Genomic DNA, 26,906 nt, shown 5'->3' on the forward strand with positions numbered 1-26,906 from the left:
GCCATCCTGTGCGGGTATTCGTCATCACGACGAACATCGCCTTCGCCAGGATCGCGATTCCGTTCACCGTGATCGAGATCGAGATCGAGATCGAGATCGAGATCGAGATCGAGATCGAGATCGAGATCGACCGGGGTGAATTCGGCATGAGCCGACCCGGGGTGCGCGGATGTGTCCGAGTGCGCACCGGGGGTGGGGTGGGTGGGTGAGGACAACGTCATCGTGGGGCAACTGCTCAGAAAATCGCAGGCAATGGGGGTCGCCGACGATATGTCGGATTGTCGGTGAGCTGTAGGCGGAGGCTGGACGTGGTGGTGAGCGCACGAGCGGGCGTAGTGGTGGCCGAGTGCGGTCTGGCCAGGGTGCGCGCGCGGATCGCGGCGGAACTGGCGCCGATCGCGGTGCGTGAACTGCCGGTGGCCGACGCGGTCGGGGCGACCCTGGCGGTCACGCTCACCGCCGGGACGCCGCTGCCGCGCGTGGACAGCGCCGCCATGGACGGATACGCGGTCGCCGGGCCCGGACCGTGGTGGCGGCTGCATCAGCAGGTCACCTACGCGGGCCGCAAATGCTCGGTGGTGCTGGCGCCCGGGGAGGCGGTGCGGATCGCCACCGGTGCGGCCACCCCGTCGGGCACCACCGCGACCCTGCGCGACGAGCACGTGATGACGACGACAGTCTCGGGCAACCCCGTGGTGATGCGTGCACCCGAGGCGCCGCTGCGCGACGACACCCGGCGGCAGGGCGAACACTGGCACAGCGGCACCCAGCTCGCGCGCGCCGGTGCGCGGGTGTCGGCCGCTCTGGCGTCGGCCGCGCTCAGCGCCGAAGCCGAAACCGTCACCGTGCGTGGGCCATTGCGGGCCGATGTGGTGATGACCGGTGACGAGATCCGCGCCGTCGGCCCACTCGCGCCCGGCGAGACCCGCGATTCGCTCGGCCCGGTCCTGCCGGAGTTCCTGCGCTGCTGCGATATCGAGAGCACCGGGCTGTGGCATCTGGCCGACAGCCAGGACCTGCTGCGTTCCTGGCTCAGCCTGAAATCCCACGCCGACCTGGTGGTGATGGTCGGCGCGACCGGCCGCGGCGCCGCCGACCACCTGCGCACCCTGCTGGCCGACCTGGGCGCCCGCATCATCGTCGACCGGGTCGCCATCCGCCCCGGCGGCTCCACCCTCGTCGCCCAGCTCCCCGACGGCCGCGTCCTGCTCGGCCTCCCCGGCAACCCCCTCGCCGCCGTCGCCGCCCTGCTCGCCGTCGGCCCCGCCGTCGCCGACGCCCTCACCCTGCGCACCCCCGGCCCCACCATGTGGGGCCGCCTCTCCGACGCCGGCGTCATGACAGGCGAGGCCACCCGCATCATCCCCGTCCAGCAACACCCCGGCGGCGTCTGGCGCAGCACCGGTCCCGCCCACACCCCCCACCTCGCCGGCCTCATCGGCTGCCAAGCCCTGGCGGTACTACCGCCAGGCACCGGCCGAGGCACCCTCGTAGAACTCCTCCCCCTCCCCCACTGATCGCCACCGAAACTTCCAGCGCAGCGCGGACTTTGGAGACGATCAGCCGTTGCCGACCGTGGCGTCGGCAGGGGCCGTCCGGATATCCGGGGGCCGTACGAAGCGATCCACCATCCACATCACCGCGCGGTAGATCAGCACCGAAGGGACGACGACCAGCAGCGCGATCCGCAACACCACCAGCACGGCCACCGCGAGTACGAATACCGGGCTCAGCCCGTCGGGTGACCCGAAACCGTGGCGAGCGGACAAGGCCGCCACGACCGTGTGCAGGACGAGGTAAGCCACGCCGAGAACGACGGGCAGTCGGAATGTCCGCCACCAGGCGCGCAGCACGGTGGTGGTCATCGGGCCAGCTCTGGGCCGGAGGTCAGGAAAGCTAGGAGTAGGGCGTTGCCGATGACGCCGCCGGTGGCGAAGCGGGTGCGGTCTCCGCTCTGGAGCGGCAGGCCGAAGAGGTCGGTGGTGCGGAACAGGCGGGTGAACAGGGCGCGGTGGCCGAAGGCGCGGGCGGGGGCGAGGGCGAAGCCGGTGGCCGCGATCGAGATGCCGAGTATCAGCGGGCCGCTGTCCATGTCGCCGGGACCGTGGTAGCCGTCGCCGTACTCGTCGATGGCGCTGAAGCCGAGGACGGTGCGTTCCTGCGCGAACAGCCCTGCCGCCAGTTCCTCGGCGAGGGCCCGGTCGGCGAAGCCCGCGAAGTAGGCGGCCAACCCGGTACCGGAGGCGCGGGGGGCGTCGTGGGCCTTGCCATCGACACCCATGCGCTGGATCACCAGCCCGGTCCGCCGGTCGATCTGCACCGCACGGACCTGCTGGGCCCAGTGCGCGAGGACCGCCGTGTGATCGACGCCGGTGACCCGGCCGTGCACCGCGATCGCCGCCGCCACCGCCGCCACATCCGTCGGGTAGGCCTCGCCGGGGAAGGTATCCAGGAGCCCGGTCGGCGAGGCGAGCAGGCGTCGTTCGAAGGCGGCGATCAGCGCATCGTGGCGGGCGGCGAGATCGGGCGGGAATGCCGGATCGACCAGGCGGGCCATGCCGAGTGCCAGCGCCGGATACGACAGGTAGGCGTGCCCGTCCATGCTGTCGAGCTCGGCCAGACCGTCCCGGCCGTGCCAGGCGTCGGTGAACTCGAACCGCAGCTGCGGCAGCAGGCTCTTCGTCGCCGCGCGGGTGACCACCGGCCCGTACCGCGCCGCCCACTCGGGATGCGCCAGTGACACCTGTGCCAGCCCCAGCGCCGTCATCTGATGCGCGAGCAGCCCCCACATGCCGACCACCCGATCACGCCCACCACCGGCCCGCCACCGATCGTCCTCGGCTTCGAAGGCCACCAGCTCCTCGGCCAGCGCCCGCACCCGCCCCGGCTCACCCTGGAACCACTCCTCGGCGTCACGACCACACCACCACCTCGGCACCGTCGCGACGACCGCGACCGACACCACCACAGCGATCCCAATCGCCACCGCACGGCGGAGCCCGCGCACTCCCCGCACTGTGCGGTCAGAACTGCCCATCACTCGAAGGTACCTGCGGCACACCATCGTTCACGGTCGTGAGCGCACCTCGGGATCTGGGCCACCGACGTCGGGAGGTCCCCAGCGCCCTGGCTGCGGCCCTGGCAGGCGCCCCGCCAGGGCGAGGACGTCGGCAAGGGCCTCCGCTGGATCGCCCCGCATCGGTCCCGGGCGCGCAGGTTCGCCTCGTATCGGTCCTGGGCGCACAGGTCGGTTCTCGTACCGGGCCTGCGCCCGACCCAGTGCCGGCGCGAGTAGCGCGGCACCGGCGACACAGGCACCACATCGCCGCCGACGGCTGGTCGCCCGGCCCGCTCGCCCGGGACCTGGCGGTGTCCTACGGGTCGCGACTTCGTCCGTGTGGTCGGCGAGCCGTCCGGCCACGGAATTCCGGGTCAGCCGTGCTGCGGCGGCTGCCAGGGGCGGCCGTAGGGGTCGTCGGGGCGGGGCGGCGGGGGCGCCTGATGCTGCTGGGGCGGCGGGGGCTGGTGCGGCTGGGGTGGGGCCGGGTGTTGCTGCGGCGCGATCGGGGGCGGGACCGGCAGGGGCGGCGGGGGTTCCACTGCGGCGGCGGGCTTGGGGCGGGGTGCGTCCAAGCTCTCGACGGGGGTGCGGGCGGTGGCCTCGGCGGCGCGGACGGCCTGTTCGATCTTCGGGTCGGAGGCGGTTTCGAACCAGTCGGCGACATCGGAGTCGTCCTCGATTTTCACCGGGGCCGGTTCCTCGGTGGACGGTTCGTAGCGGAAGACACCGTCCTCGCCCTTGGTGGCGAAGTTCTGCGCGAAACCCTCGAGTGCCTTGCCGAAATCGCTGGGCACCAGCCACACCTTGTTGGCGTCGCCGCGCGCGACCATCGGCAGGGTCTGCATGTACTGGTAGGCAAGCAGTTCCGGGGTGGGCTTGCCGTTCTTGATGGCGGCGAACACCTTCTCGATCGCCTTCGCCTGCCCCTGCGCCTGCAGGTACGAGGCGGCGCGCTCACCCTGGGCGCGCAGGATACGGCTCTGGCGCTCGCCCTCGGCGGACAGGATGGCCGACTGCTTGGCGCCTTCGGCAGAGAGGATCTGCGCCTGCTTGGCGCCCTCGGCGGTCTTGATCTGCGACTCGCGGGTGCCTTCGGCGGTGAGGATCATCGCGCGCTTCTCGCGGTCGGCCTTCATCTGCTTCTCCATCGATTCCTGGATCGACGGCGGCGGATCGATGGACTTGAGCTCGACACGGGCCACTCGCAGACCCCAGCGTCCGGTGGCCTCGTCGAGCACCCCGCGCAGCTGGTTGTTGATCTTGTCGCGCGAGGTCAGCGTCTCTTCGAGGGTCATACCACCGACAACGTTGCGCAGGGTGGTGACGGTGAGCTGCTCGACCGCGGCGATGTAGTTGCTGATCTCGTAGACCGCGGCTTGCGGGCTGGTGACCTGGAAATACACCACCGAGTCGATCTGCAACGTCAGGTTGTCCTGGGTGATCACCGGCTGCGGCGGGAACGAGACGACCCGCTCCCGCAGGTCCACTTTCGCGCGGACGCGGTCGGCGAACGGGACCAGGAAGGTCAGCTGACCGGAGACCGTGCGCGAGTAGCGCCCGAGACGTTCGATCACCGCCGCCTCGGCCTGCGGGACCAGCGCGATCGATTTGAAGACCACCACCGCGACCAGCAGGACGAGGACGGCGGCCACGATCAAGGCAACCATGACTCAGGGACCCTTCCAGACGACAGCGGTGGCGCCGTCGATCTTCATCACGTAGACGGTTACTCCGGTTTCGTACACGTCGTTCGGATCGAGCGGGCGCGCGGTCCACACCTCACCACCCAGCTTCACCCGACCCGAATGCGCCGCCACGTCCTCGAGCACCAGTGCCGACTTGCCGGTGAGGGCGTCGACATTGGTCGGAATCGGCGGTGGCGTACCGAATCTGCGGCGCAGCACCGGCCGCACCCCGAGGAACAACACCCCCGCGACCGCGCCGAAGACCAGCGCGTCACCCCACAGCGGCAGACCGGCGGCGGCGCTGACCCCCGCGGTGCCGAGTGCGGCCACACCGAGCATGAGCAGCGTGAGATCCCCGGTGAGCATTTCCGCCGCCGCGAGAACGATGCCCGCGATCAGCCAGACTAGTGCGGCCACACCATCCACCGTACCGTTCTTCGGGCGGGACCGGCGCAGAAGCACCCGACACTCCCCGATGCCACGTTGGGAGAGTGGACACTTGGCGGTAGCTTCGGGGGGTGAGTGCACGCGGCGGATACGGCGACATCTTTTCCGGACACCAGCGCAGCAAGAAGACACCGGTGCCGACGGTCGTGGCCGAACGCGATCTGGTGGTGGAGGACGCGGCGAGCGGATTCTGCGGCGCCGTAGTCGGTTTCGATCGCAGCTACGACGGCGAGTTCGTGAAACTCGAGGACGGTCGCGGCGCGGTGCGCCTGTTCGCCCTGCGCGAGGCCGCCTTCCTCATCGACGGCACACCGGTGACGCTGATCAAGCCGTCGGCGGCCCCACCGAAACAGCAGGCCAGGTCGGCGTCGGGTTCGACGCGGGTCGATGGGCTGCGGGCCAGAGTCGCGCGGACCAGCCGGATCTGGGTGGAGGGCGTACACGACGCGGCCCTGGTGGAGCGGGTGTGGGGCCACGATCTGCGGGTGGAGGGTGTGGTCGTCGAGCACCTGGAAGGCCTGGACAACCTGGGTGCCCGGCTCACCGAGTTCGGGCCAGGACCCGGCGCGCGGGTGGGTGTGCTGGTCGACCACCTGGTCACCGGATCGAAGGAGACCCAGCTGACCACCGGCCTGGGCCCGCACGTGCTGGTGACCGGGCATCCGTTCATCGACGTGTGGCAGGCGGTGCGCCCGTCCGCGGTCGGTATCGAGGCCTGGCCGACGGTGCCGCGCGGCGAGGACTGGAAGACCGGCATCTGCGCGCGCCTGGGCTGGGGCACACCGCAGCAGGGCTGGCGACGTGTCTACGATGCGGTCGACTCGTTCCGCGATCTGGAATCGCCGCTCATCGGCGCAGTAGAACGGCTCATCGACTTCGTCACCGAACCGGACTAGTCCCAGCGCGGCACTCGCGGCGAACCTTTATGCTCGATGATTATGTGCTCTCCCAGTGCCACGCTGACATTGTGGGCCGGCTCCTGGCTGGCCGGTACGAGCGCGCCCGACGACGTACTGGAAGCGTTGCACGCCTGGGCTTCCCGGCACACCATCGCCGCGGGCGACCCGGTGACCGGCGGCCGCACCGATCTGCCGTGGTCCTCGCAGGAAGCGAGCGCCGGTTCGGGCGCGATGCCCCTGCTCAAAGTGATCCGTGAGGCCATGGCCCCGGCCGGCGCCCAGCTGCGGCTGGTGCTGCCAGCCCCCGGTGACGTGCGCGGGCTGCCCGTCGGCACCGCTTTCGCCGCCGACGCGGTCGATGCCGAGGAAGGCCTGCTGCTCGGTGTCCCCGGTCAGGACGGCACCGGGCTGATCCCGCACTGGGACGACGACGAGACCCTGCAGTGGACGGTGTACAGCGCGAAGGTCCCGCAGGTCGGTGGCCCGGACATGTCCCTCGGCGAGGCCGAGTACACGATGCGCGAATCGGTCCGTGACGCCGCCGACGCGCTGATGCAGCTGCACACCACCTCGCTCGGCAACACCGACGCCGACCCGCGCGAGCAGATCGAGGCCCAGCTGGCCGCCTACTCCCGGCACGCCTACCCCGACTCGATCCCGTTGCGCGCCAAGCGCATTCTCGACACCGCCGATCATGTGGCGGCGATTCTCACCGTCGCCCAGCACGAGCCGGCCTCCTCCCCCACCTCCGCGACCGCGCTCGATTCCCACGAATCGCTGCTGCGCCCGCTGTGGAACACCCTGCGCGAGGCCCGGCTGGTCGCGGTGCACGCCGCGACGGGGCGGGTCGGCTAGGTTCCCTCAGCGATAGGGCTGACACTGCCGCGACGGATACCGTTGCGGCGGAGCCTGATTCGAACTGCTGCCGATCTTGCCAGGACGATCTGCGGCGATACCGGCGCACGAGTCGCGCGAAGTGGCAAGTCGCGGTTCAGAATCCGCCGAGGGCGGCGCGCAGGTCCGGGATCGCGAGCACGGTGAGCATGTGGTCGCGTACGACAGGGCAGGTGCGGACGGTGACGATGTCGACGATGTCGCGATTGTAGGAGAGCGCGGCATTGGCGACGGTGTCCTGGACGGTCCACAGCCGCATGGCGCCGGTGAACGCCACTCGCGCGACCGGCGGGCCCAGCGCCTTCCAGGTGCCCTTCTGGCCGTCGAGGATGCCGCACAGTTCCTCGACCGAGGCCGGCGAGATGGTGGGCTCCGACGGTGCGGGCGGCTCGGTCTCGTATCCGGATTCCTCGCCGCAGCCGCTCAGGCCCAGCGCGGCGGCGGCCAGCGCGAGGACGAGCGCGTATCGGGGCGCTGTCGGACGCATCGGAAGTCCTCCGATCAGTCGAGCACAACTCCGCAAAGCCTACTCCCCGGACCGGGGGTTCCCGACGAATGTTTATCCGGTTGTGTTCAGCGCCGGCCAGGACGGGCAGGCGGCTCGCAGCAGCTGGGCGCGCAGAGGGCGCCGTCGGCGGTGCAGCCGTAGCCGGGCACGTCGCCGAGAGCGCGGACCGGGCCCGCGTCGGTCCGCTCGCGGATCAGCTCGACGATCATCCGGGCGAAACGCGCATCGGTGCCGGGGGTCGCCGCGCGGGCGAAGGCCATGCCGAGTTCCCCGGCGCGCGCCGCGGCCTCGTTGTCGAGATCCCAGATCACCTCGAGGTGGTCGGAGACGAACCCGACCGGGCACACCACCACCGCGTCGACGCCCTTGCCGTGCAGCACGTCGAGGTGGTCGACGATGTCAGGTTCCAGCCACGGCACCTGCGGCGGACCGGAACGCGACTGCCACACCACGTCGTATTCGGCGAAACCGGTCGCGGCGGCACACAATCGGGCCGCATCGGCGACCTGCCTGCTGTAGAGCCTGCCACCGTCACCGGGCGGGCCTGCGGCGAGGTCGGCCGCGACGGGGATGGAGTGCGCGGTGAACACCAGGCGCACCCCGGCCCTGCGTTCGGCCGGGATCCGCGCGACGGCGGCGGTGATCGCGTCGGCGAAGGACTCGATCAGCAGCGGGTGGTCGAAGTACTGGCGCAGCTTCACCAGTTCGGGGGCATCCGCGCCGACGGCGGCCCTGGCGCGGGTGATGTCCTCGTCGTACTGGCGGCAACCGGAGTAGCCGCCCCAGGCCGAGGTCGGGAAGACCAGGGCCGAGCGCACGCCGTCGGCGGTCATCCGGGCGACGGTGTCCTCGACCATCGGATGCCAGTTGCGGTTGCCGAAGTACACCGGCAGGTCGAGCCCGGCGTCGGCCAGATCGGCCTCGAGCGCGGCGATGATCTCCCGGTTCAGCGCGTTGATCGGCGAGATCCCGCCGAAATGCAGGTAGTGCTGCGCGACCTCGGCGAGCCGTTCCGGGGGTACCCCGCGGCCCCGGGTGACGTTCTCCAGGAAGGGGAGCACGTCCTCGGGGCCTTCGGGGCCGCCGAAGGACAGCAGCAGCAGGGCGTCCGGCATCAGTTGGCAGTGAAGCCCTCGGGGAACCACATGTTGTGGCTGGCGCCACCGTCGACGTAGATGATCGAGCCGGTGGTGGCGGGCAGCCAGTCCGAGAGCAGGGCCACGATCGACTTGCCGACGACCCGCGCGTCACCGCCGTCCCAGCCGATCGGCGAGGCGCCGTCCCAGTACTCGTCGAGCTGACGCAGCTGCTTGGCGTCGTCGGTGGCGGTGCCGGCGATGGCCTTGGCCGCCAGGGTCTTCACCGGACCCGCGGCGATCAGGTTGGAGCGGATCTTCTTGGCGTAACCCACTTCCCGGGCCACGTACCGGTTCACCGACTCGAGCGCGGCCTTGGACACGCCCATCCAGTTGTAGTACGGCATCGCCACGCGCGGATCGAAGTCCATGCCGACGATGGAGCCGCCCTCGTTCATCACCGGCAGTACGGCGCGGGCCAGCGAGGCGTAGCTCCACGCGGAGATCTCGAAGGACTTCGCCACATCGGGGCCGGGGCCGTCGAGGAACGGCACCGCGTCCGGGCCCATCAGGGTCTTGGGCGCGAAGGCGATCGAGTGCAGCACACCGTCGATGCCCTCGGGCGCCAGCGCGCGCACCGCGTCGGCCAGCGCGCCCAGGTTCTCCTCGTTGGTGACATCGAGGGGGATGGCGGGGGGCACTTCCTGCGGGAGGCGCTTGGCGATGCGGTCGATGAGCCGCAGCCGTTCCGGGATGCCGGTGATGATCACCTTCGCGCCCTGCTCCTGCGCGACCGCGGCCGCGCTGAACGCGATCGACGAGTCGGTGATGATGCCGGTGACCAGGATGGTCTTGCCTTCGAGCAGTCCGCCCATGAGTTTTCGGTTCTCCTGAGATCAGTGTGGTGTGCCGCCACTTTGTCGGCGGCGCGGGGGGATCCGTTAGCGGATCAGTGGCCCATTCAGAGTATGGGTCAGCCCGCGGGTCGGTGTGCCGTCTCGGGTCAGTGGCCCATGCCCATGCCGCCGTCGACCGGGATGACGGCGCCGGAGACGTAGCGGGCGTCCTCGGAGGCGAGGAAACTGACCACGGCCGCGACCTCCTCGGCCTGGCCGACCCGCCGCAGCGGAATGTACTTCTCGATCATGTCCTTCATGTCTTCGGGCAGCTCAGCGGTCATATCGGTTTCGATGAAACCGGGCGCGACGACATTGGCGGTGATGTTGCGCGAGCCGAGTTCACGAGTGACCGACCTGGCCAGACCGATGACACCGGCCTTGGACGAGGCGTAGTTGATCTGACCGGCCTGGCCCATCATGCCGACCACCGAGCCCAGGAAGACCATCCGGCCCCACTTCGCGCGCAGCATGGCACGGTTGGCGCGCTTGGCGACCCGGAAGGCGCCGGTGAGGTTGGCGTCGATGACCTTCTCGAACTGCTCCTCGGTCATCCGCATGAGCAGGGTGTCGTCGGTGATGCCCGCGTTGGCGACCAGCACCTCGACCGGCCCCTGATGCTCCTCGACCTCGGTGAACGCACGGTCGACCGACGCACTGTCGGTGACATCGCACTTCACGCCGAACAGGCCGTCGGGCACCCCCGATCCGCGATGCGTGACGGCGACCTTGTGGCCGTCGGCGAGCAGGCGCTGGGCCACCGCGAGACCGATACCGCGATTACCGCCGGTGACCAGGACCGACCGGGATGTGACGTTCGACATAGGGTCCAACCTATCTGTTCCAGTTCGTGCGCCCCGCGTCAGGGTCGCGGCACTGCGAGGTCTCACAACGCGGGGCGATGCGTGCTAGGGCAGGCGTTGACGATAGAGCAAACTCACCACGATGCCCGCCGTGACGAACAGCATGCCCGCCAGCAGCCAGGGCCTGCTCGCGTCGCCGCGGGTGGTCTCGTAGCCGATCTGCTCTTCGAGGGTGTCGTAGACCGCGGTGAGCTCGGCCAGCGAGGAGGCGGTGTAGAAGTCGCCGCCGGAGAGCTCGGCGATCTCGCGCAGCGAGTCGTTGTCGACCGGCACCTTCACCCGCTGCGAGCCCTTGCCGTCGGAGTCCGGGATCTCGACGGTGCCCCATTCGGTACCGAAGGAGATGGTCGAGACCGGGATGCCCTTGTTCTTGGCCAGCCGGGCGGCGGTGAAGCCGTGGCGCGGGTTGTCGATGTCCTTGTCGTCGGGCACGGTCTGCTTGCCGTCCGACATCAGCACCACCCGCGCGGGCGGGGGTGTCTCGGCGCCGCCGAGTACCGCGGCCAGGGTGTCGATCGACTGCAGGGCGGTGAGGATGCCCTCGCCGGTGGCGGTGCGCTCGGCCAGCTTGATGTTGTCGATGGCGTGCTTGACGGCCTCGCGGTTGGTGGTCGGCGAGACCATCACCGAGGCGGTGCCGGCGAAGGTGACGAAGCCGAGGTTGATGCCGGGGGTCAGGCCCTCGACGAATTCCTTACCGGCCTTCTGGGCGACCGAGAGCCGGTCGGGCTCCACATCGGTGGCCTCCATCGACAGCGACACGTCCATCACCAGCACCACGGTCGCCCGGTTGCGCGGAACCTTCTGCACCGCGGTAGGTCCGGCGGCGGCGATGGTGAGCAGGATCAGGCCGACCAGGATGAGCGCGATCGGTGCGTGCCGCATCGGGCTGGGCCGCGTCGGCGCCACCTTCTCGAGCACGGTCATGTTGCCGAACTGCAGCATCCGCTTGTGCCGCGCGCGCTGCACCAGCACATAGCCGAGGACCAGCAGCGCGACGACGACCAGGAAACCCAGCCAGACGACGGCCGTGAAATGCGAAATACTCACTGGCGAGGCACCCGCCCGCTCGGGGCGCCGAGGCTGTGGCGCCGGGTGGACACGAACCGGACCACGTCGGCGATCCAGTCCCGATCGGTCTGCAAACTGAGCACCGGCGCGCCGCAGCTGCGCAGCGCCTGCTGTACCTGCTCGCGCTGGGCCTTGGCCGCGGCCGCGAAATCGGCGCGCAGCGTGGGGGTGACGCTGAATTCGCGGGTGCGCCCGGATTCCGGATCGTGCAGCACCACGTCGCCGCCGTCGGGCAGGGCCACATCGAGCGGGTCGAGCACCTCGACCGCGAGCAGGTCGTGGCGCGCCGAGATCGCGCGCAGCGACCGCTGCCAGTCGACGTCGCCGAGGAAGTCGCTGATCACCACGGCCAGCCCGCGCTTGCGCTGCGGACGGCGCAGCGATTCGATGCCGGCTTTCAGGTCACCGCGCACACCGTCGCGGGCGTGCGGGGTGGTCGCGATGCCGCGCAGCATGGTCTGCGCGTGCAGGCGCCCGCTGCGCGCGGGGATGCGGACCAGGTCCTGACCGGTGGCCACGACGGCGCCGATACGGTTGCCGCCGCCGGAGGTCAGGTGAGTGACGGCCGCGGCCGCCGCGATCGCCAGATCGCGTTTCTGCACCCGGCCGGTGCCGAAGTCCAGGCTCGACGACAGGTCGACCACCAGCCAGGTCTCGAGCTCGCGGTCGGCGATCATCTGCCGCACGTGCGGATGGGTGGTGCGAGCGGTGACCGACCAGTCCATCTGCCGCACATCGTCGCCCGGCTGGTAGAGCCGCGCCTCGCCCGGTTCGGAACCGGGTCCGGGGATCAGGCCCTGGTGGTCGCCGTGCAGCACCCCGTCGAGGCGGCGCCGCACGGTCAGTTCGAGGGTCTTGAGCGCGGCGGCCAGCTTCGGATCGGTCAGCTCACCGGCCCGGAACGACGGCGGCGCGTGCGACGGCGGGGCCAGGCGGACAACGGGTTCCGGTGCACTCACTGGGGTCCGGCGTGGCCGGCGGGCTGGGACTGCTGCCCGTTCACCGGCTGCGGCGCGGGCTGTTGCTTGACGGGCGGCTGCGGCACCGGCGGCTGCTGCGGGGCCGCCTGGCCGCCGACGGCCTGCGGGGCGACCTGCGGCAGACCGACGGTCTGCAGCACGCGCTTGATGACGTCTTCGGGGGTGACCTCGTCGGCCAGCGCGTCGTAGGACAGCACCAGACGATGCCGCAGCACGTCCGGGATGACCTCGACGACGTCCTGCGGGACCACGTAGTCGCGGCCGCGGATCAGCGCCACCGAGCGGGCCGCGGCGATGATGCCCAGGCTCGCGCGCGGCGAGGCGCCGTAGGAGATCCAGTTGGCGACGTCGGCCATGCCGAATTCGGCGGGGGTGCGGGTCGCGGTGATGACCCGGACCACGTAGTCGACCAGCGCGTGGTGCACGAAGACATTGGCGGCCAGCTTCTGCAGCCGGATGATGTCCTCGGGGGCCAGGATCTGCTTGGGCTCCGGCGGGGTCACGCCCATCCGGTAGATGATCTCGCGCTCTTCCTCGACCGAGGGGTAGTCGACGACGACCTTGAACAGGAAGCGGTCGCGCTGGGCCTCGGGCAGCGGGTAGACGCCCTCGCTCTCGATCGGGTTCTGGGTCGCCATGACCAGGAACGGATCGGGCATCGGGTAGGTCTTGCCGCCGATCGACAGCTTGCGCTCGGCCATCACCTCGAGCAGGGCCGACTGCACCTTGGCCGGCGCGCGGTTGATCTCGTCGGCGAGCACGAAGTTGGCGACGACCGGGCCGAGCTCGGTGTCGAATTCCTCGCGGCCCTGCCGGTAGATGCGGGTACCGATGAGGTCGGTGGGCACCAGGTCCGGGGTGAACTGCACCCGGGAGAACGATCCACCGACGACCTTGGCGAAGGTTTCGACGGCCAGGGTCTTCGCGACGCCGGGCACACCCTCGAGCAGCACGTGGCCACGCGCCAGCACGCCGACGAGCAACCGCTCGACGAGCCGATCCTGTCCGACGATGACCCGTTTGACCTCGTAGATCGCCTTCTCGAGAGTCGCGACGTCACGCTCCAGGGTGCTCGGCGCAGCCGTACCGGCGTCCTTCGCCAGCTTCGGCCCGCTCACACCTTCCGTCGAAGTCACCAACATCCCCGCTTTCGCTTTGGTCCTGTGCGTGCGGCACCAACTATTCCATTGAATCGCCCGGTGTGCCGCAACCGACCGGGTCCAGACGCGAATTCGTAGCCTCGCCCGGCGCAACCGCGCGGGCGAAACCGCCGCGCTCGGTGCCGCACAGAACCACTACCTACCTGCGTCTACCGCACCCAACGTAGCTCGAGCGCGCGGAGTTCGGCACCGCACCGCCGATTCCGGGTGCGCCGGGCCGGTGTGCCGGGGCCGGGTGTCAGCCGGTGACCACGCGCACCGCGTACGGCATGATGCCGTCTTCGCGGACCGGTGAAATCTTCACCACGTCACCGGATTCGGGTGCCTCGATCATGGTGCCGTCGCCGAGGTAGAGCGCGACGTGCGCGCTGCCGCCCGGGCCCCAGAACAGCATGTCGCCGCGTTCGCGGTCCTCGACGTCGACGCGGGTGCCCGCGTTGTACTGGTAGCCGCTGTAGTGCGGCAGCGAGACGCCGATGCCGGCGAAGGCGTAGAGCATCAGGCCCGAGCAGTCGAAGCCGACCTTGTTGTAGTCGCCGTGCGCGTCGGCGGTGCCGCCGTCGCGGATGCCGAGGGTCGGCCCGTCCTCGTCGCCACCGCCCCACGCGTATTGGACGCCGAGCTGCGACATCGCGCGGTCGATCACGGTCTCGATGGCGGCCGAACCGCCGATCTGCGGAGTCGTCGACCGCGGTCTCGGCGTGCGGGGGGACGCCGGGGTGGACTCGAGCTGCGTGTGCGGGCGTTTGCCCTCGCCGAGCTGGGCGGCGCGGTCGCGGGCGGCCTGGTCGGCGGCGGCGCGGGCCGCGGCGGCGTTGGCGGCGGCCAGCAGCGCGGTCAGCTCGGCCTGGCGCTGGTCGTCCCAGGCCAGGAAGACCTCGCGCTGGCTCTGCAGGCCCGAGACCGTGGCCCGGGCGACGTCGAGGGCGGTCTGCGCGGCGGCGCGGTCACGCGCGAGGTCGTCGCGGGCCACGGCCTGGGCGTCGAACTCGGTCTGCGCCACGCGCACCGCGGTCTGGGCGGCGTTCTTCTGCTGTTCGGCGGCAGCGGCGGCGGCGTCGGCGTCGGCCTTGGCCTGGCGGGCGGCCGCGTTCTGGTTGGCCTGGGCGATCTGGGCGCGGCGCAGCTCGTCGAGCACCTGGCGCTGGTTCTTCGACACCATGTTCAGCACCTGCGCGCGATCCATCGCGGCATCGGCGGTGGCCGAGGACAGATAGGTGACGACCGAACTGCTCGACGGCCGCACATAGGCCTGGGTGGCGACCTGATCGAAGTCCACCCGGGCCGCATCGACTTTCGCGCCGGCGGCGTCGAGCAGGCTCTGGGTGCCGGTGACCGCGGCGGCGGCCGTGTCGGCGGCGTCGCGGGCGGTCTGCAGGTCGACCAGCGCCTGGTTGACCGCCTCGCGTTTGACGGCCAGCGCGTCGTCGAGGGCTTGGAGCTGCTGGTCGGCGGCGGCGATCCGGTTGATCAGGTCGCCGATCTCGCTGACCCGCGCGTCGACCTGCGCCCCGGCACCGGCGAGCTCGCCGTCGGAGGGGTTGGCCGGTGGTGGTGGTACCGCCGCGACCGGTCCGGCGGCCACGACGACAGCCAGCGCCATCAGCAAACCGATCGCTATCCGTAGGAGACCTGTTTCGTCCCGCCTGCCCGCAGCGCGCACGGCACCTCCGAGTAACTCGACTCGACACCTGTCACCGGCGCATCAGCCCACCCACCGACCTCAGAAGTCGACCAATGCCCCCTGTACCACTGCTTTCCCGATCGTGAACATCGCAACCGTACGACACATAGTTCACAAAGGAAACATCCGTCACAGAATGACACGGGCGTAATTCGCGAGTAGCCCGAAATTAGCCTGATGGGCGACAGTGTTCTACGGCGATAAGCAGACCGGAGGCCTGGAAATGCGACTGGGGGTGAACCAGTTAACTGGCGGAGCCCGCATCGACGTGCGGGGGCAGCGCCGCGTCCTCGCGTCCGCGCCGCGACTTCACGACATACAGCCCGGCGATCACCAGGGCGGTCAGGGCGAGCACGACCCCGGTGAGCACACTCCAGGACGTGCCCTCGGGCTGCTCGAGCCGATCGATGAAGGCCTGCACGGCCTCTTCGGGGTGATTGCCCCGGTACTTGGCGACATCCTCGGCCCATTCGAGCTTGACCCGGCTGAGGCTGTCGCTGTAGGTGCCGATCCAGTCGTCACTGACGACGACGACAGTTCCCTGGGTGGTCTCGCCGATCTCGGTGGCCAGGTCACGTAGGCTCGAGTCGTGGCCGGGGTTTCCGGGAACGACGACGACGCTGAGCGGGATCCCCTCGGATCGCGCCGCAGCGACGATCGCCGCGAGTTCCTCCTGGTCCTTCCCCTCGGGGGCGGCGACATGATTGTCGGCGAGATCGGATCGAACACTGCTCAGCACGATATTGGGCGGCAGTTCCGCGGCCATCGGCGCAAAAGTGTGCAAGACGGTCATCTTCCATCCGGTCTGTCGAGCCTCGGTCGCCGGTATTGCGACGGGCATCCAACACTGCAGGGTGAGCGTCACTGCGTCTGTCCCCGACTCGCTCGACAGGCACAGTACGCGACACCACGGCCGAACATGCTCGCACGTCACCCGCAACCGCCCCCGCGTATTTCATAGGACAAGCGTACTGTTAGGCTCGTACGGCGAGGAAAACGGCGCTCACGGCGCCGGATCCCCCTCCGAAGACGCGAGCCGCCGGCACAGCCCCGCCGGCGGCACACCCTCACACATGAGTGGAGCTGACGTGACGAAGATTGATACCTTCGGCGCCAAGGGGACGCTCGAGGTCGGAAGCAACTCCTACGAGATCTTCCGTCTCTCGGCCGTTCCCGGCACCGAGAAGCTGCCCTACGCCCTGAAGGTGCTGGCGGAGAACCTGCTGCGCACCGAGGACGGCGCCAACATCACCGCCGATCACATCCGCGAGATCGCGAACTGGGACCCCTCGGCGCAGCCGAGCGTCGAGATCCAGTTCACCCCCGCGCGCGTGATCATGCAGGACTTCACCGGCGTGCCCTGCATCGTCGACCTCGCCACCATGCGTGAGGCCGTCACCACTCTCGGTGGCGACCCGAGCAAGGTGAACCCGCTCTCCCCCGCCGACATGGTCATCGACCACTCGGTCATCCTGGACGTCTTCGGCCGCGCCGACGCGCTGGAGCGCAACGTCGAGCTCGAGTACGAGCGCAACGGCGAGCGTTACCAGTTCCTGCGCTGGGGCCAGGGCGCCTTCGACGACTTCAAGGTCGTCCCCCCTGGCATGGGCATCGTCCACCAGGTCAACATCGAGTACCTGGCCCCGACCGTCATGGTCCGCAACGGCCAGGCCTACCCCGACACCTGTGTCGGCACCGACTCGCACACCACCATGGTCAACGGCCTGGGCGTGCTGGGCTGGGGTGTGGGCGGCATCGAGGCCGAGGCCGCGATGCTGGGCCAGCCGGTCTCCATGCTGATCCCGCGCGTGGTCGGCTTCAAGCTGACCGGTGAGATCAAGCCGGGCGTCACCGCCACCGACGTGGTGCTCACCGTCACCGACATGCTGCGCAAGCACGGCGTCGTCGGCAAGTTCGTCGAGTTCTACGGCGCCGGCGTGTCCGAGGTGCCGCTCGCCAACCGCGCCACCCTGGGCAACATGAGCCCCGAGTTCGGCTCCACCGCGGCGATCTTCCCGATCGACGAGGAGACCATCAACTACCTGCGCCTGACCGGCCGCACCGACGAGCAGCTCGCGCTCGTCGAGGCGTACGCCAAGGAACAGGGCATGTGGCACAACGCCGACAACGAGCCCGCGTACTCGGAGTACCTGGAGCTGGACCTGGGCACCGTGGTGCCGTCCATCGCCGGTCCGAAGCGCCCGCAGGACCGCATCCTGCTCAGCGAGTCCAAGAGCGCCTTCCGCTCCGACATCGTCAACTACGTCGGCGAGGGCGAGCTGACCGCGCTGGACGAGGCGGGCGAGGAGTCCTTCCCGGCGTCCGATCCGATCGCCGTGTCCGCCGGCGCCGCCGACGACACCTACACCCCGGCCCACTCGGCCGCCAAGGGTGCCAACGGCCGTCCGTCCAAGCCGGTCCAGGTGCGCTCCGACGAGCGCGGTGACTTCGTCCTCGATCACGGCGCCGTCGTGGTCGCGGGCATCACCTCCTGCACCAACACCTCCAACCCGTCGGTCATGCTGGGCGCCGCCCTGCTCGCCCGCAACGCGGTGGAGAAGGGCCTGTCGACCAAGCCGTGGGTGAAGACCAACATGGCGCCGGGTTCGCAGGTCGTCTCCGACTACTACGAGAAGGCCGGCCTGTGGCCGTACCTGGAGAAGCTGGGCTTCTTCGTCGGTGGCTACGGCTGCACCACCTGCATCGGTAACACCGGCCCGCTGCCCGAGGAGATCTCGGCCGCGATCAACGACAACGACCTCTCGGTCACCGCCGTGCTGTCGGGTAACCGCAACTTCGAGGGTCGTATCTCCCCCGACGTGAAGATGAACTACCTGGCCTCCCCGCCGCTGGTCATCGCCTACGCGCTCGCGGGCACCATGGACTTCGACTTCGAGACCGACGCCCTCGGCCAGGACACCGACGGCAACGACGTCTTCCTGAAGGACATCTGGCCCTCGGCCCAGGAGATCGACGACACCATCAAGTCCTCGATCAACCAGGACATGTTCCGCAACTCCTACGCCACCGTCTTCGACGGTGACGAGCGCTGGCAGGGCCTGGCCACCCCGGAGGGCGACACCTTCGCGTGGGACGAGAAGTCGACCTACGTCCGCAAGGCGCCGTACTTCGACGGCATGTCGATGGACCCGAGCCCCGTCACCGACATCAAGGGCGCCCGCGTCCTGGCGCTGCTGGGCGACTCGGTCACCACCGACCACATCTCCCCGGCAGGCCCGATCAAGCCCGGCACCCCCGCCGCGCAGTACCTCGACGCCAACGGTGTGGCCCGCAAGGACTACAACTCGCTGGGCTCGCGTCGCGGTAACCACGAGGTGATGATTCGCGGCACCTTCGCCAACATCCGGCTGCGCAACCAGCTCCTCGACGACGTCTCGGGTGGTTACACTCGCGACTTCACCCAGGACGGTGGCCCGCAGGCGTTCATCTACGACGCCTCGCAGAACTACCAGGCCGCGGGCATCCCGCTGGTAGTGCTCGGTGGCAAGGAATACGGTTCGGGCTCCTCGCGTGACTGGGCCGCCAAGGGCACCAGCCTGCTGGGCGTGAAGGCCGTCATCACCGAGTCGTTCGAGCGCATCCACCGCTCCAACCTCATCGGCATGGGCGTTGTGCCGCTGCAGTTCCCGGCCGGCCAGTCGGCCGCGTCGCTGGGCCTGACCGGCACCGAGACCTTCGACATCGAGGGCATCACCGCCCTCAACGAGGGTGTCACCCCGAAGACCGTCAAGGTCACCGCCACCGCCGAAGACGGCAAGGTCACCACGTTCGACGCGGTCGTGCGCATCGACACCCCCGGTGAGGCCGACTACTACCGCAACGGCGGCATCCTGCAGTACGTCCTGCGCAATATGATCCGCGGCTGACAGCCTCGGAGTCCGGTGGTGCAGTATCGAATGATGCTGCACCGCACGGGCATCCGGGAACGGATGCCCACCTCGCGACAGCCCCCGTCTCGGAATTCCGGGGCGGGGGCCCGTGTATTTCCCGTTGGAGGACGCATGCCCAAGGTCAGCGACGACCACCTCGCCGCGCGCCGCAGCCAGATCCTCGACGGCGCACGGCGCTGCTTCGCCGAATACGGCTACGACGGCGCCACGGTGCGCCGGCTGGAAGAGGCGATCGGTCTCTCGCGCGGCGCCATCTTCCACCACTTCCGCGACAAGGACGCGCTGTTCTTCGCCCTGGCCAAGGACGATGCCGAGCGCATGGCCGAGGTCGCGGCCAATCAGGGCATCGTGCAGGTCATGCGCGACATGCTCGCCCGCCCCGAGGAATTCAACTGGCTGGGCACCCGCCTGGAGATCGCCCGCCGGGTGCGCACCGACCCGGAGTTCCGGGCCGGCTGGACCCAGCGTTCGGCCGAACTCACCGCGGCCACCCTGGCCCGTCTCGAGCGCCGTAAGGCCGCGGGCGCCCTGCGTGACGACGTCCCCACCGATGTCCTGCTCGGCTATCTGGACCTGGTCCTGGACGGCCTGATCGCCCGGATCGCCTCCGGCCACACCGACGACAATCTCTCCGCCGTGCTGGATCTCGTCGAGGCCTCGGTTCGCCGCCGCGACTGAGAACCGCACCGCCGCAACCCTTCCGGTTAGGGTGAGGGGTGTCGGTCAGCCGCGAATTCGTCCTCGATCTCACCCGTAGCGCCGCCCGCGATCTGGGCATGCGCACCTACTGGACCTCCTGGCTTCTGCTGCTGGCACTGGTGCAGGCGTGCCGCCGTGACGCACTGAGTCTGCCCGCCGCCGACCGCCACGACGCGCGCCGCGGCGAACTGGCCGAGGAACTCGGCGAACTCCGTGACATGGTGTGGCGCGCGGGGATCGATCCCGATCGGGCCGCCGAGACGGCCGCGGCGACCTGGCGGGCCGACCTCTCCACTCCATGCCACGAGGACGGACCGCGCCTGCGACCGCACACACAGGCCACCCTGGTCCTGGGCAGCATGCACGAGCGCGCCGCGGCGGATCCCCGCGCCACGGGCGGCGACGGCGAGCCCGATCCCCGTGCCGTCCACCTGTTCCTGGGTCTGCTCGACCACCCCGACGGCGCCGTCGGCACGTTCCTGCGCGAGCTCGGCACCGATGTCGTCGCCGCCAGGGAGGCCGCGGCGGTGCCGGGTGACGAGTGGGCGCTGGGCGAGGTGGTCGACGAGCGCTACGAGGTCACCGCGATCATCACCGCGGGCGGGATGGGCGTGGTCTACCGGGTGCATCACCGGGACTGGGGAATCGACCTCGCGGTGAAGGCGCCGCGTGGCGCCCACTTCGCGGATCCGTCGGTGCTGCCGCTGTTCGAGGCCGAGGCGCGCGCCTGGCTCGAACTCGGGGCGCACCCGCACGTCGTCGGATGTCGCTATGTGGCGCGCTATCGCGGGTTGCCGCGGGTCATGGCCGAGTGGATGCCCGGCGGCAGTCTCGCCGACGCGATCGAGAACCGCGAGCTCTACGCGCCGGGCGGATCCGCCGCGCTCGCCCGGATTCTCGACATCGCGATCCAGAGCGCCTGGGGGCTGGACCACGTACACCGGTGCGGTCTCGTGCACCAGGACGTCAAGCCGGGCAATCTCCTGCTCGCGCCCGAACCGGACGGCCGGATGCTCGCGAAGGTCACCGATATCGGCCTGGCCAGGGCGTGGACGGTCGGCGTGCCCCGGCAGGTCGACGCCCTGCGCCGGGCCGTCGATCTGGCCGGGACGGTCGCGGCCGGGTACGCCGGATACACCCCGGCGTACTGTTCGCCCGAGCAGTACGCCTGGTCCACCGGGCACAAGCAGCTGCTCGACCGCGCCACCGACGTATGGTCGTGGGCGGCAACGATTCTCGCGATGTTCCACGGCCACCGGCCCTCGCTGCTCGGCACCGAAACGCCCCGGTTGCTGACCCAGCTGACCGGCGGCGGCGGGCAGGCCCCGCCGCCCGGCCCTGACGTGCCCGCACTACCGCGGGCGGTCGCCGAGATCCTGGCACACTGCCTGCTCCCGTACGAGCTGCGACCGCACGACATGAACGCCGTCGCCGAACGGTTGATCGCGGCCCACCGCTTGCTGTTCGGGACCGATTATCCCCGCGAGCGCCCGGCCCCGCCGGAGCGGCGTTCCACCGAGGGCATGGTCAACGAGGCACTGTCCTGGCTGGAACTGGGCGACCTCGACACCGCCCGCACGCTGCTGACCGCCGCGGTCGGGCAGGACCCGTCGCACCCCTACGCGGTCTTCCACCGGCTCCGGCTGGAGTGGCACCGCGCGGCGATCACCGATACGCAGATGCGCGCGGCGGTGCTCGACGCCCAGCGCTCGGACCCGCTCGACCCCGTGTACGAGTTGTTCCTCGGCGCGGTCGCGCTGGAACGGTGCGACGGCCGCGCGGCGCGCACCCACCTCGAACTACTCCCCTGGCAGCTGCCGCACGATCCGATGGCGCAGCGCCTGCGGGCGACCGCGCACCGGCGTCAGGTGCACGGCGCGGGGTTCACCGCGCGGCTCGGCGCGCCGATCACGCAGCTGGCCGTAGCCGACCACCAGGCCTTCGCGGCGGTGATCGGGCGGTCGGTGCACGTCTACGGTCCGACGTTCCGGCGGCGCACGGTGCTCACCGTGCCCGGAGATGCCCCGATCACCGTGGGCTGGTGGGTGATCCGGGATCTGCTGGCCGTCGGCGCCGGCGACACCGCATACGTCCACGACCTCCGGTCCGGCGCACTGGTGCGCGAACACCGGCTGCCCAGCGCGGAGGTGACCGGGATCGGCTTCCTCGAGGAGGAGGCGGGCGAGCAGCTCTGGGTCGCGTCGGCCACCGGGATCTGGCGGATCGGCGCCGACGGTGCCGTCACCGATGCCGACGGCACGTTCGCGCGGCCGTCCCATTCCGCGCTACCGTCCCGTTCCGCGGCGACCGGGCGGCCGGAACCGCAGACCACCGCCACGAGCGTCGGCGGCGCGACCTTGCTCACCGTGTCCCCCGACGCCCGGGTCACCACCCACGACACCGCGACCGGCCGGTTGATCGCCCAGGGGCCGTGGACATTCCACGAACCCGGCGCGCCGACGGCGGTGGGCGTGTCCCGCGACGGCGCACTGGCCGTGGTCGGCACGGCCACGGGCGCGGTCCTGCTCGCCGAGGTCACCACCGGCCGGATCGTGCGCACCCTCGTCACCGGTGGCGCGCCAGTGACCCACGCCGCCCTGACCGACCGGGAACAGACAGTCGTCGTGGCCACCCAGGAGGGCACCGTGACCGCCTTCCACCTCTCCCAGCGCGTCGAGGCCACCCTGCTGCTGCCACCGCCGGGCTGGCGGCACCGGCAACGCGCCGTCCGCGCCGCGATCGACCTGACCCGCCAACTCCTCGACGCGGGGAATCTGCCCGCAGCGCGGGACTGTCTGCGCGCGGCGCACCAGGTACCGACGGCCCAGCGGCATCCCGCGCTGATCCGGCTGCGGCGCGAGGTTCTCGGCGGGCGGCGCGGCGAGTTCCGGGCACTGTGGCCCCGGCCCCTAGGAATCGGCTCGGGCGAGGACATCCACCTCGACCCCGACGGCACCCGGGTCGCGGTCCGCGCGCCACGGGACTTCGCCGGTGTCACCGCTGCCGGTTGGTGGCGGATCGACACCATCACCCGGCGCATGACCCCGGCCGATGATCGGGTACCCGGCGTGCGCCCACCGGCGCGGCTGCCCGGCGGATCACTACTGGGTGTCGACCGGGACGGGCACCTGACCAGGCTGGACGGGGACGCGCGGCCGGTCGACGAGATGGCCGGCGCGGACCGGGTGCAGGTCAGCGCGGACGGTCACACGGCACTGCTCACCGGGCAGGACGGCTCCCAGCGCGTCTGGTATCCGGACGAGAACCGCGCCGGTCCGGCCCTCCCGCCCGGCCCGGTCCGCCCGGCGGCCCTGGCCGCGGACGGCACCTTCGCCCTCGTCCACCGCAGCGGACTGAAACTGTTCGACCTGAGCTCCGGCGAACTGTTCGGCGGCACCGACTATCCCGTCGTCGGCCTGACCGACGTGCAGCTCTCCGCCGACGGCCGCACCGCGATCACCGTCGAACCCGGCGCGGTCACGGTCTGGGAGCTCCTCTGGGACTGAGCCGCCCGGTCGGGCTCAGCTCTCCCACTCCCGCAAGAGATTTCGCGCGATGCGGTCCAGGGCGTCGCGATCGGCCGGATCGAGCACCGACAGCATCGCGGTCTCGTTCTCGGTGTGCGCGACGACCACGGTGTCGACCAGTTCACGGCCCGCCTCGGTCAGAGCGACCCGCACGGCCCGCCGGTCCGCGCGATCAGCGATCCGCTCGACCAGCCCCGCCGATTCCAGCCGGTCGATCCGGCCGGTCATCCCGGCCCGCGAGAGCATCAGCGTCGCGGCCAGCACCGATGGGTTGAGTTCGTAGGGTGCACCCGAACGACGCAGGGCCGCGAGCACATCGAACTCCCCGCGCTGCAATCCGTGTGCGGCGAACACCGATTCGATCCGGGCCGTCGCCAGATTCAGCAAGCGACCCAGCCGACCGAACAGTGCCATCGCCTCCAGCTCGAGTTCGGGGCGTTCGCGCCGCCACTGCGCGGTGATCGCGTCGACGACATCCGGTTCATCCATGGACAGGATTCTATTCGACGCGATATAGTTCGGTAGCGAATTATCAACCAACGAATGGAATCGGCCATGACGAACGCCCGCGACATCGCCCTCTGCCTGCCCGAGGACGCCGAGACCCTCGGCACCGACGCGGTGCGGATGCGCCTGCTCACCGACGCCGACGCCAGCGACGGCTCGGTCAGCACCCTGGAGGTCACCATGGCCCAGGGCGCCGACGGCGCGGCACCGCACTTCCACACCCGCTCCGACGAGCTGTTCTACGTCGCCGACGGCGAACTCCAGGTCATGGCAGGCGACCGGATCCTCACCGTCGGCGCGGGCGGCTCCCTGGTCGTGCCACGGCACATGCCGCACGCCTTCGGCGCCACGCCCGACAGCGGCGCGCGCATCCTCATCGCGCTGATGCCCGGCGTGCAGCGCTTCGAGTACTTCCGGCTGCTGGACCGGCTGCTGCGCGGCGAGGCCGGGCACGACGAATTCGTCGCCGCCCAGGAGGAATTCGACAACCACTTCGTCGACGCGCCCGCCTGGTGGGCCGAGCGCGCCGCGCACCGCCGCTGACCGCCCGGTCATGCGGTTCCCGGCCGGATGTGGCCGAGATTGCAGCGGAATCGGGAACATCCGCCCGGAATCCGCCGGTTGTACACCGTATGACGTTTTCCGTACCGGTCCTCGTCCGTGGCTATGAGCTCGACACCCAGGGACACCTCAACCACGCCGTCTACCACCAGTACGGTGAGCACGCGCGCTGGGAGCTGATGCGCGCCGCGGGGATCGCGCAGGACAAGTTCATCGCCAGCGGCATCGGCGCGGTGGTGCTCGAATCGACCATCAAGTACAAGCGCGAGCTGCGCGGCGGCGACGAGGTCACCGTGAGCTGCGCGGCGGAGTGGCGCGAGGGCGAGAAGGTCTTCCGGTTCCACCACCGCATCGTCAAGCTCGACGGCACCGTCGCCGCGGAGATCACCGTGGTCGCCGGCGCGATGGATCTGACCACGCGCAGGCTGTACCCGACCCCGGCGGATCATTTCCGCGCCCTCGCCGACCGCCCCGAACTGCTCGGCCTCTGACCCACGCGACGGCGCGGCGGGACGCCACCGGCAATTGCCCGGTGACCCCCGCCGCGCCGTCGCCGTTTTCGTTTGCTGACCAATTGCCGTGGTGATCGCCGGATCACCACCCGAGTTGTCCGAAATTCTGTTCCCCCAAGGAGATCACGCGCCGCTCTGCGGTTTGCCCGGCGCCCCGGAAATCTGGCGAACCGGCTCGGCGGCGGTCACGTTCGCGCTATGATCCGAAGCACCTTCGGGGGTTCTGGCAAATGATGAGCAGACGACAAGATCGGAGTGCACACCCATGACCGACGCCGTCCACCTCCCCGCTACCGCGTCGCCCCGGGACCGGGGCCCCGCCCTGCGCGGACTACTGGTGGCCGAGTCCGAGCGCGACATCTCCGTCCGGGTCGAGACAGGCACCTGGACCTTCGATCGCCGGGATGTCCTGCGCCTCATCGAGGACCGCGCCGAGGCAGGCGCCCGGCAGGTCCGCGTCGACATCCGTCCCGGCGCCACCGCCGATTTCACCCGCCGCATGCGCGTCGAACTCGTCGACCGGCCGATCACCCTGGCCACCGAGCCCTCCGAGGCGCACGGCGACGACCAGCTGACCCAGGACACCCGCCGCTGGGCGAGCGGGCTGCGGATCGCCGAGCGGGGCGGGGTCACCGGCGCCACGTTCACCTTCCGTGACGGCATCAACTGCGACAGTCTCGACTGAAGCGGCACCGACCATGGAACGCGCGACCGATGCCGTGCTCATCGTCTCCGAAACCGACGACCTGCATGCCGACGCGCTCGCCGCCACCCTGCGCGAACAGCACCGGCTCGATCCGATCCGCCTGGATCTGCGCGACTTCCCCACCGAGACAGGCAGTTTCCGGCTCGACAAGACAGGCACCAACCGCGCGATGTCGCACCTGCACGGTCTCGACGACGTGCGCGCGGTGTGGTGGCGCAGGCCGCATCCGTGCCAGGTGCCCCAGGGCGTGCGCGCCGAGGACGACGAGTTCCGCCAGGCCGAGTGCGACGGGTTCCTCCAGGGCATGCTGTGGTCGATCCCGGCCTACTGGGTCAACGATCCGGCCGCCGAACGCACCGCCGCCCGCAAGATCGTGCAGCTCGAGACCGCGCAACGTGCCGGGTTCACCATCCCGGAGACACTGATCACCAACGATCCCGACGAGGCCCGCAGTTTCGTCGAATCCCGGTGCGGCCCCGTGGTGTACAAGCGCACCGGGACCGGGCGTGGTGAGTTCTCCGAGACCAGGATCATCACCCCGCCCGAGCTGAAACGGCTCACCGCCATCCGCTCGACACCGACGACCTTCCAGGACTACGTCGAAGCGAGCTGCGATCTGCGGGTGGTCTGGGTCGACGGTATCGAGTGGGCGGTGCGTATCGATTCCCAGGCCGGAGTCGGGCGGGTCGACTCACGGCTGGACACCTCGGTCGCGTTCGCGCACGCCCGTCTGCCCGCCTCGGTCAGCAAGTCCCTCGCGACGCTCATGGGCGCGCTCGGGCTCAGCTTCGGCGTGGTCGATCTGCGCCTGGGCACCGACGGCGAGTACTACTTCCTCGAGGTGAACCCGCAGGGGCAGTTCGCGTATCTGGAGATCAAGACCGGGCTGCCGTTGTTCGCCAGCCTGGCGAACCTGCTGGTCCGCGGCGACGGGGCCGTGCCGGGGTGGTGAGCGCGCTCTCAGCCGGCCGGATTCTTGCGCCGGTTGGCGCCGCCGCGCCCACGCAACTCGACGTGTGACTCGACCAGCACATTGTGGATGAAGCCGTACGAGCGGCCGGTGGACCTGGCCAGGGAACGGATGCTCGCTCCCGCCTCGTACTGCTTCTTCAACTGGGACTGCAGCCGGTCACGGGACTTGCCCGTCACCCGGGTGCCCTTTCCCAGCGTCTTGCCGATGGTTTTACCCTTGGCCGACCTTGCGGCCTGTCTCGCACTGTCGCTCATGGCTTCCTCCGAGTCGCCGAGCAGCTCATTCC

At 70.2% G+C, this 26,906-nt stretch carries 26 protein-coding genes; 11 read left to right on the forward strand and 15 right to left on the reverse strand.

What is annotated here, in order from left to right; translation table 11 throughout:
- The first annotated feature begins 8 nt into the window (after positions 1–8).
- Both ACFXK0_RS10275 and ACFXK0_RS10280 read left to right on the forward strand, forming a co-directional pair.
- Positions 9–209 carry a hypothetical protein gene (locus ACFXK0_RS10275; protein WP_379409720.1) on the forward strand — a complete coding sequence of 67 codons (201 nt, stop codon included), beginning with the start codon at positions 9–11 and terminating at the stop codon, positions 207–209.
- A gap of 105 nt (positions 210–314) precedes the next feature.
- Positions 315–1,517: a molybdopterin-binding protein gene (locus ACFXK0_RS10280; protein ID WP_379409721.1), complete on the forward strand. Its 1,203-nt coding sequence runs from the start codon at positions 315–317 to the stop codon at positions 1,515–1,517.
- Between the two features lie 42 nt (positions 1,518–1,559).
- On the opposite strand, the gene ACFXK0_RS10285 is transcribed toward ACFXK0_RS10280, so the two are convergent.
- The 4 genes from ACFXK0_RS10285 to ACFXK0_RS10300 form a co-directional block, all read right to left on the reverse strand.
- Positions 1,560–1,865: a hypothetical protein gene (locus ACFXK0_RS10285; protein ID WP_379409723.1), complete on the reverse strand. Its 306-nt coding sequence runs from the start codon at positions 1,863–1,865 to the stop codon at positions 1,560–1,562.
- Positions 1,862–3,037 (reverse strand): hypothetical protein, encoded by a 1,176-nt coding sequence (locus tag ACFXK0_RS10290; protein WP_379409724.1) that lies wholly within the window; start codon positions 3,035–3,037, stop codon positions 1,862–1,864. The genes ACFXK0_RS10285 and ACFXK0_RS10290 overlap by 4 nt, the downstream gene beginning before the upstream one ends.
- A gap of 395 nt (positions 3,038–3,432) precedes the next feature.
- A complete protein-coding gene (locus tag ACFXK0_RS10295) occupies positions 3,433–4,728 on the reverse strand; it encodes an SPFH domain-containing protein (protein WP_379409725.1) in 1,296 nt (431 codons plus the stop codon).
- Between the two features lie 3 nt (positions 4,729–4,731).
- Positions 4,732–5,163 carry an NfeD family protein gene (locus ACFXK0_RS10300; protein WP_379409726.1) on the reverse strand — a complete coding sequence of 144 codons (432 nt, stop codon included), beginning with the start codon at positions 5,161–5,163 and terminating at the stop codon, positions 4,732–4,734.
- Between the two features lie 101 nt (positions 5,164–5,264).
- On the opposite strand from ACFXK0_RS10300, the gene ACFXK0_RS10305 reads away from it, so the two are divergent.
- Positions 5,265–6,089, forward strand: coding sequence for a DUF3097 domain-containing protein (locus ACFXK0_RS10305; protein WP_379409728.1), 825 nt, complete (start codon positions 5,265–5,267; stop codon positions 6,087–6,089).
- Positions 6,090–6,131: 42 nt separating this feature from the next.
- The gene (locus ACFXK0_RS10310) at positions 6,132–6,947 is read left to right on the forward strand and encodes a hypothetical protein (protein WP_379409730.1); all 816 of its coding nucleotides are present in this window, start codon (positions 6,132–6,134) and stop codon (positions 6,945–6,947) included.
- A gap of 136 nt (positions 6,948–7,083) precedes the next feature.
- Here the strand turns inward: ACFXK0_RS10310 and ACFXK0_RS10315 are convergent, their stop codons facing one another.
- The 9 genes from ACFXK0_RS10315 to ACFXK0_RS10355 all read right to left on the reverse strand — a co-directional run bounded on the left by ACFXK0_RS10315 (position 7,084) and on the right by ACFXK0_RS10355 (position 16,017).
- Positions 7,084–7,473 carry a hypothetical protein gene (locus ACFXK0_RS10315; protein WP_379409731.1) on the reverse strand — a complete coding sequence of 130 codons (390 nt, stop codon included), beginning with the start codon at positions 7,471–7,473 and terminating at the stop codon, positions 7,084–7,086.
- An 86-nt stretch (positions 7,474–7,559) separates the two neighbouring features.
- Entirely contained in the window at positions 7,560–8,609 is a 1,050-nt protein-coding gene (locus tag ACFXK0_RS10320; protein WP_379409733.1) for a ferrochelatase, read from the reverse strand.
- Positions 8,609–9,445: an NADH-dependent enoyl-ACP reductase InhA gene (gene inhA, locus ACFXK0_RS10325; RefSeq protein WP_379409734.1), complete on the reverse strand. Its 837-nt coding sequence runs from the start codon at positions 9,443–9,445 to the stop codon at positions 8,609–8,611. The genes ACFXK0_RS10320 and inhA overlap by 1 nt, the downstream gene beginning before the upstream one ends.
- Positions 9,446–9,573: 128 nt before the next feature.
- A complete protein-coding gene (fabG1, locus tag ACFXK0_RS10330; protein WP_379409735.1) occupies positions 9,574–10,290 on the reverse strand; it encodes a 3-oxoacyl-ACP reductase FabG1 in 717 nt (238 codons plus the stop codon).
- An 84-nt stretch (positions 10,291–10,374) separates the two neighbouring features.
- Positions 10,375–11,379: a VWA domain-containing protein gene (locus ACFXK0_RS10335; protein ID WP_379409736.1), complete on the reverse strand. Its 1,005-nt coding sequence runs from the start codon at positions 11,377–11,379 to the stop codon at positions 10,375–10,377.
- Positions 11,376–12,332 (reverse strand): DUF58 domain-containing protein, encoded by a 957-nt coding sequence (locus ACFXK0_RS10340; RefSeq protein ID WP_379409826.1) that lies wholly within the window; start codon positions 12,330–12,332, stop codon positions 11,376–11,378. Before ACFXK0_RS10340 ends, ACFXK0_RS10335 begins: the two co-directional genes overlap by 4 nt.
- 23 nt (positions 12,333–12,355) lie before the next feature.
- Entirely contained in the window at positions 12,356–13,522 is a 1,167-nt protein-coding gene (locus tag ACFXK0_RS10345) for an AAA family ATPase (protein ID WP_379409738.1), read from the reverse strand.
- A gap of 256 nt (positions 13,523–13,778) precedes the next feature.
- On the reverse strand, positions 13,779–15,143 hold the full coding sequence (locus ACFXK0_RS10350) for an NlpC/P60 family protein (protein WP_379409739.1): 1,365 nt from the start codon (positions 15,141–15,143) through the stop codon (positions 13,779–13,781).
- Between the two features lie 325 nt (positions 15,144–15,468).
- Positions 15,469–16,017, reverse strand: coding sequence for a DUF6676 family protein (locus ACFXK0_RS10355; RefSeq protein ID WP_379409740.1), 549 nt, complete (start codon positions 16,015–16,017; stop codon positions 15,469–15,471).
- A gap of 280 nt (positions 16,018–16,297) precedes the next feature.
- Between ACFXK0_RS10355 and acnA the strand changes: the two genes are divergently transcribed.
- The 3 genes from acnA (at position 16,298) to ACFXK0_RS10370 (ending at position 23,340) form a co-directional block, all read left to right on the forward strand.
- Entirely contained in the window at positions 16,298–19,111 is a 2,814-nt protein-coding gene (gene acnA / locus ACFXK0_RS10360) for an aconitate hydratase AcnA (RefSeq protein ID WP_379409741.1), read from the forward strand.
- A 135-nt stretch (positions 19,112–19,246) separates the two neighbouring features.
- Positions 19,247–19,813 carry a TetR/AcrR family transcriptional regulator gene (locus ACFXK0_RS10365; protein WP_019047713.1) on the forward strand — a complete coding sequence of 189 codons (567 nt, stop codon included), beginning with the start codon at positions 19,247–19,249 and terminating at the stop codon, positions 19,811–19,813.
- Between the two features lie 38 nt (positions 19,814–19,851).
- Positions 19,852–23,340 (forward strand): protein kinase, encoded by a 3,489-nt coding sequence (locus ACFXK0_RS10370; RefSeq protein WP_379409742.1) that lies wholly within the window; start codon positions 19,852–19,854, stop codon positions 23,338–23,340.
- A 15-nt stretch (positions 23,341–23,355) separates the two neighbouring features.
- Here the strand turns inward: ACFXK0_RS10370 and ACFXK0_RS10375 are convergent, their stop codons facing one another.
- Positions 23,356–23,850, reverse strand: coding sequence for a MarR family winged helix-turn-helix transcriptional regulator (locus ACFXK0_RS10375; RefSeq protein ID WP_379409743.1), 495 nt, complete (start codon positions 23,848–23,850; stop codon positions 23,356–23,358).
- Positions 23,851–23,916: 66 nt separating this feature from the next.
- Here ACFXK0_RS10375 and ACFXK0_RS10380 point away from each other — a divergent pair, with 66 nt between their 5' ends.
- The 4 genes from ACFXK0_RS10380 to ACFXK0_RS10395 all read left to right on the forward strand — a co-directional run bounded on the left by ACFXK0_RS10380 (position 23,917) and on the right by ACFXK0_RS10395 (position 26,599).
- The gene (locus tag ACFXK0_RS10380; protein ID WP_379409745.1) at positions 23,917–24,411 is read left to right on the forward strand and encodes a cupin domain-containing protein; all 495 of its coding nucleotides are present in this window, start codon (positions 23,917–23,919) and stop codon (positions 24,409–24,411) included.
- Between the two features lie 89 nt (positions 24,412–24,500).
- Positions 24,501–24,920 carry an acyl-CoA thioesterase gene (locus tag ACFXK0_RS10385; RefSeq protein WP_379409746.1) on the forward strand — a complete coding sequence of 140 codons (420 nt, stop codon included), beginning with the start codon at positions 24,501–24,503 and terminating at the stop codon, positions 24,918–24,920.
- A gap of 286 nt (positions 24,921–25,206) precedes the next feature.
- Positions 25,207–25,626, forward strand: a complete 420-nt coding sequence (locus tag ACFXK0_RS10390) for a hypothetical protein (protein ID WP_379409747.1) — start codon at positions 25,207–25,209, stop codon at positions 25,624–25,626.
- Positions 25,627–25,639: 13 nt separating this feature from the next.
- A complete protein-coding gene (locus tag ACFXK0_RS10395) occupies positions 25,640–26,599 on the forward strand; it encodes an MvdC/MvdD family ATP grasp protein (RefSeq protein WP_379409749.1) in 960 nt (319 codons plus the stop codon).
- 8 nt (positions 26,600–26,607) lie between these two features.
- Here the strand turns inward: ACFXK0_RS10395 and ACFXK0_RS10400 are convergent, their stop codons facing one another.
- A complete protein-coding gene (locus ACFXK0_RS10400) occupies positions 26,608–26,874 on the reverse strand; it encodes a helix-turn-helix domain-containing protein (RefSeq protein ID WP_379409750.1) in 267 nt (88 codons plus the stop codon).
- Positions 26,875–26,906 lie beyond the last annotated feature (32 nt).

It is taken from the genome of Nocardia sp. NPDC059177, assembly GCF_042755165.1.
Lineage (GTDB): Bacteria > Actinomycetota > Actinomycetes > Mycobacteriales > Mycobacteriaceae > Nocardia.

Excerpts from the sequence above, each read along its gene's own strand:
- ACFXK0_RS10285 (WP_379409723.1), bottom strand. The coding sequence starts at position 1,865 with ATGACCACCACCGTGCTGCGCGCCTGGTGGCGGACATTCCGACTGCCC.
- ACFXK0_RS10290 (WP_379409724.1), bottom strand. The coding sequence starts at position 3,037 with ATGGGCAGTTCTGACCGCACAGTGCGGGGAGTGCGCGGGCTCCGCCGT.
- ACFXK0_RS10295 (WP_379409725.1), bottom strand. The coding sequence starts at position 4,728 with ATGGTTGCCTTGATCGTGGCCGCCGTCCTCGTCCTGCTGGTCGCGGTG.
- ACFXK0_RS10310 (WP_379409730.1), top strand. The coding sequence starts at position 6,132 with ATGTGCTCTCCCAGTGCCACGCTGACATTGTGGGCCGGCTCCTGGCTG.
- ACFXK0_RS10315 (WP_379409731.1), bottom strand. The coding sequence starts at position 7,473 with ATGCGTCCGACAGCGCCCCGATACGCGCTCGTCCTCGCGCTGGCCGCC.
- ACFXK0_RS10320 (WP_379409733.1), bottom strand. The coding sequence starts at position 8,609 with ATGCCGGACGCCCTGCTGCTGCTGTCCTTCGGCGGCCCCGAAGGCCCC.
- inhA (WP_379409734.1), bottom strand. The coding sequence starts at position 9,445 with ATGGGCGGACTGCTCGAAGGCAAGACCATCCTGGTCACCGGCATCATC.
- fabG1 (WP_379409735.1), bottom strand. The coding sequence starts at position 10,290 with ATGTCGAACGTCACATCCCGGTCGGTCCTGGTCACCGGCGGTAATCGC.
- ACFXK0_RS10345 (WP_379409738.1), bottom strand. The coding sequence starts at position 13,522 with ATGTTGGTGACTTCGACGGAAGGTGTGAGCGGGCCGAAGCTGGCGAAG.
- ACFXK0_RS10350 (WP_379409739.1), bottom strand. The coding sequence starts at position 15,143 with ATGGCGCTGGCTGTCGTCGTGGCCGCCGGACCGGTCGCGGCGGTACCA.
- ACFXK0_RS10355 (WP_379409740.1), bottom strand. The coding sequence starts at position 16,017 with ATGACCGTCTTGCACACTTTTGCGCCGATGGCCGCGGAACTGCCGCCC.
- acnA (WP_379409741.1), top strand. The coding sequence starts at position 16,298 with ATGAGTGGAGCTGACGTGACGAAGATTGATACCTTCGGCGCCAAGGGG.
- ACFXK0_RS10365 (WP_019047713.1), top strand. The coding sequence starts at position 19,247 with ATGCCCAAGGTCAGCGACGACCACCTCGCCGCGCGCCGCAGCCAGATC.
- ACFXK0_RS10375 (WP_379409743.1), bottom strand. The coding sequence starts at position 23,850 with ATGGATGAACCGGATGTCGTCGACGCGATCACCGCGCAGTGGCGGCGC.
- ACFXK0_RS10380 (WP_379409745.1), top strand. The coding sequence starts at position 23,917 with ATGACGAACGCCCGCGACATCGCCCTCTGCCTGCCCGAGGACGCCGAG.
- ACFXK0_RS10385 (WP_379409746.1), top strand. The coding sequence starts at position 24,501 with ATGACGTTTTCCGTACCGGTCCTCGTCCGTGGCTATGAGCTCGACACC.
- ACFXK0_RS10390 (WP_379409747.1), top strand. The coding sequence starts at position 25,207 with ATGACCGACGCCGTCCACCTCCCCGCTACCGCGTCGCCCCGGGACCGG.
- ACFXK0_RS10395 (WP_379409749.1), top strand. The coding sequence starts at position 25,640 with ATGGAACGCGCGACCGATGCCGTGCTCATCGTCTCCGAAACCGACGAC.
- ACFXK0_RS10400 (WP_379409750.1), bottom strand. The coding sequence starts at position 26,874 with ATGAGCGACAGTGCGAGACAGGCCGCAAGGTCGGCCAAGGGTAAAACC.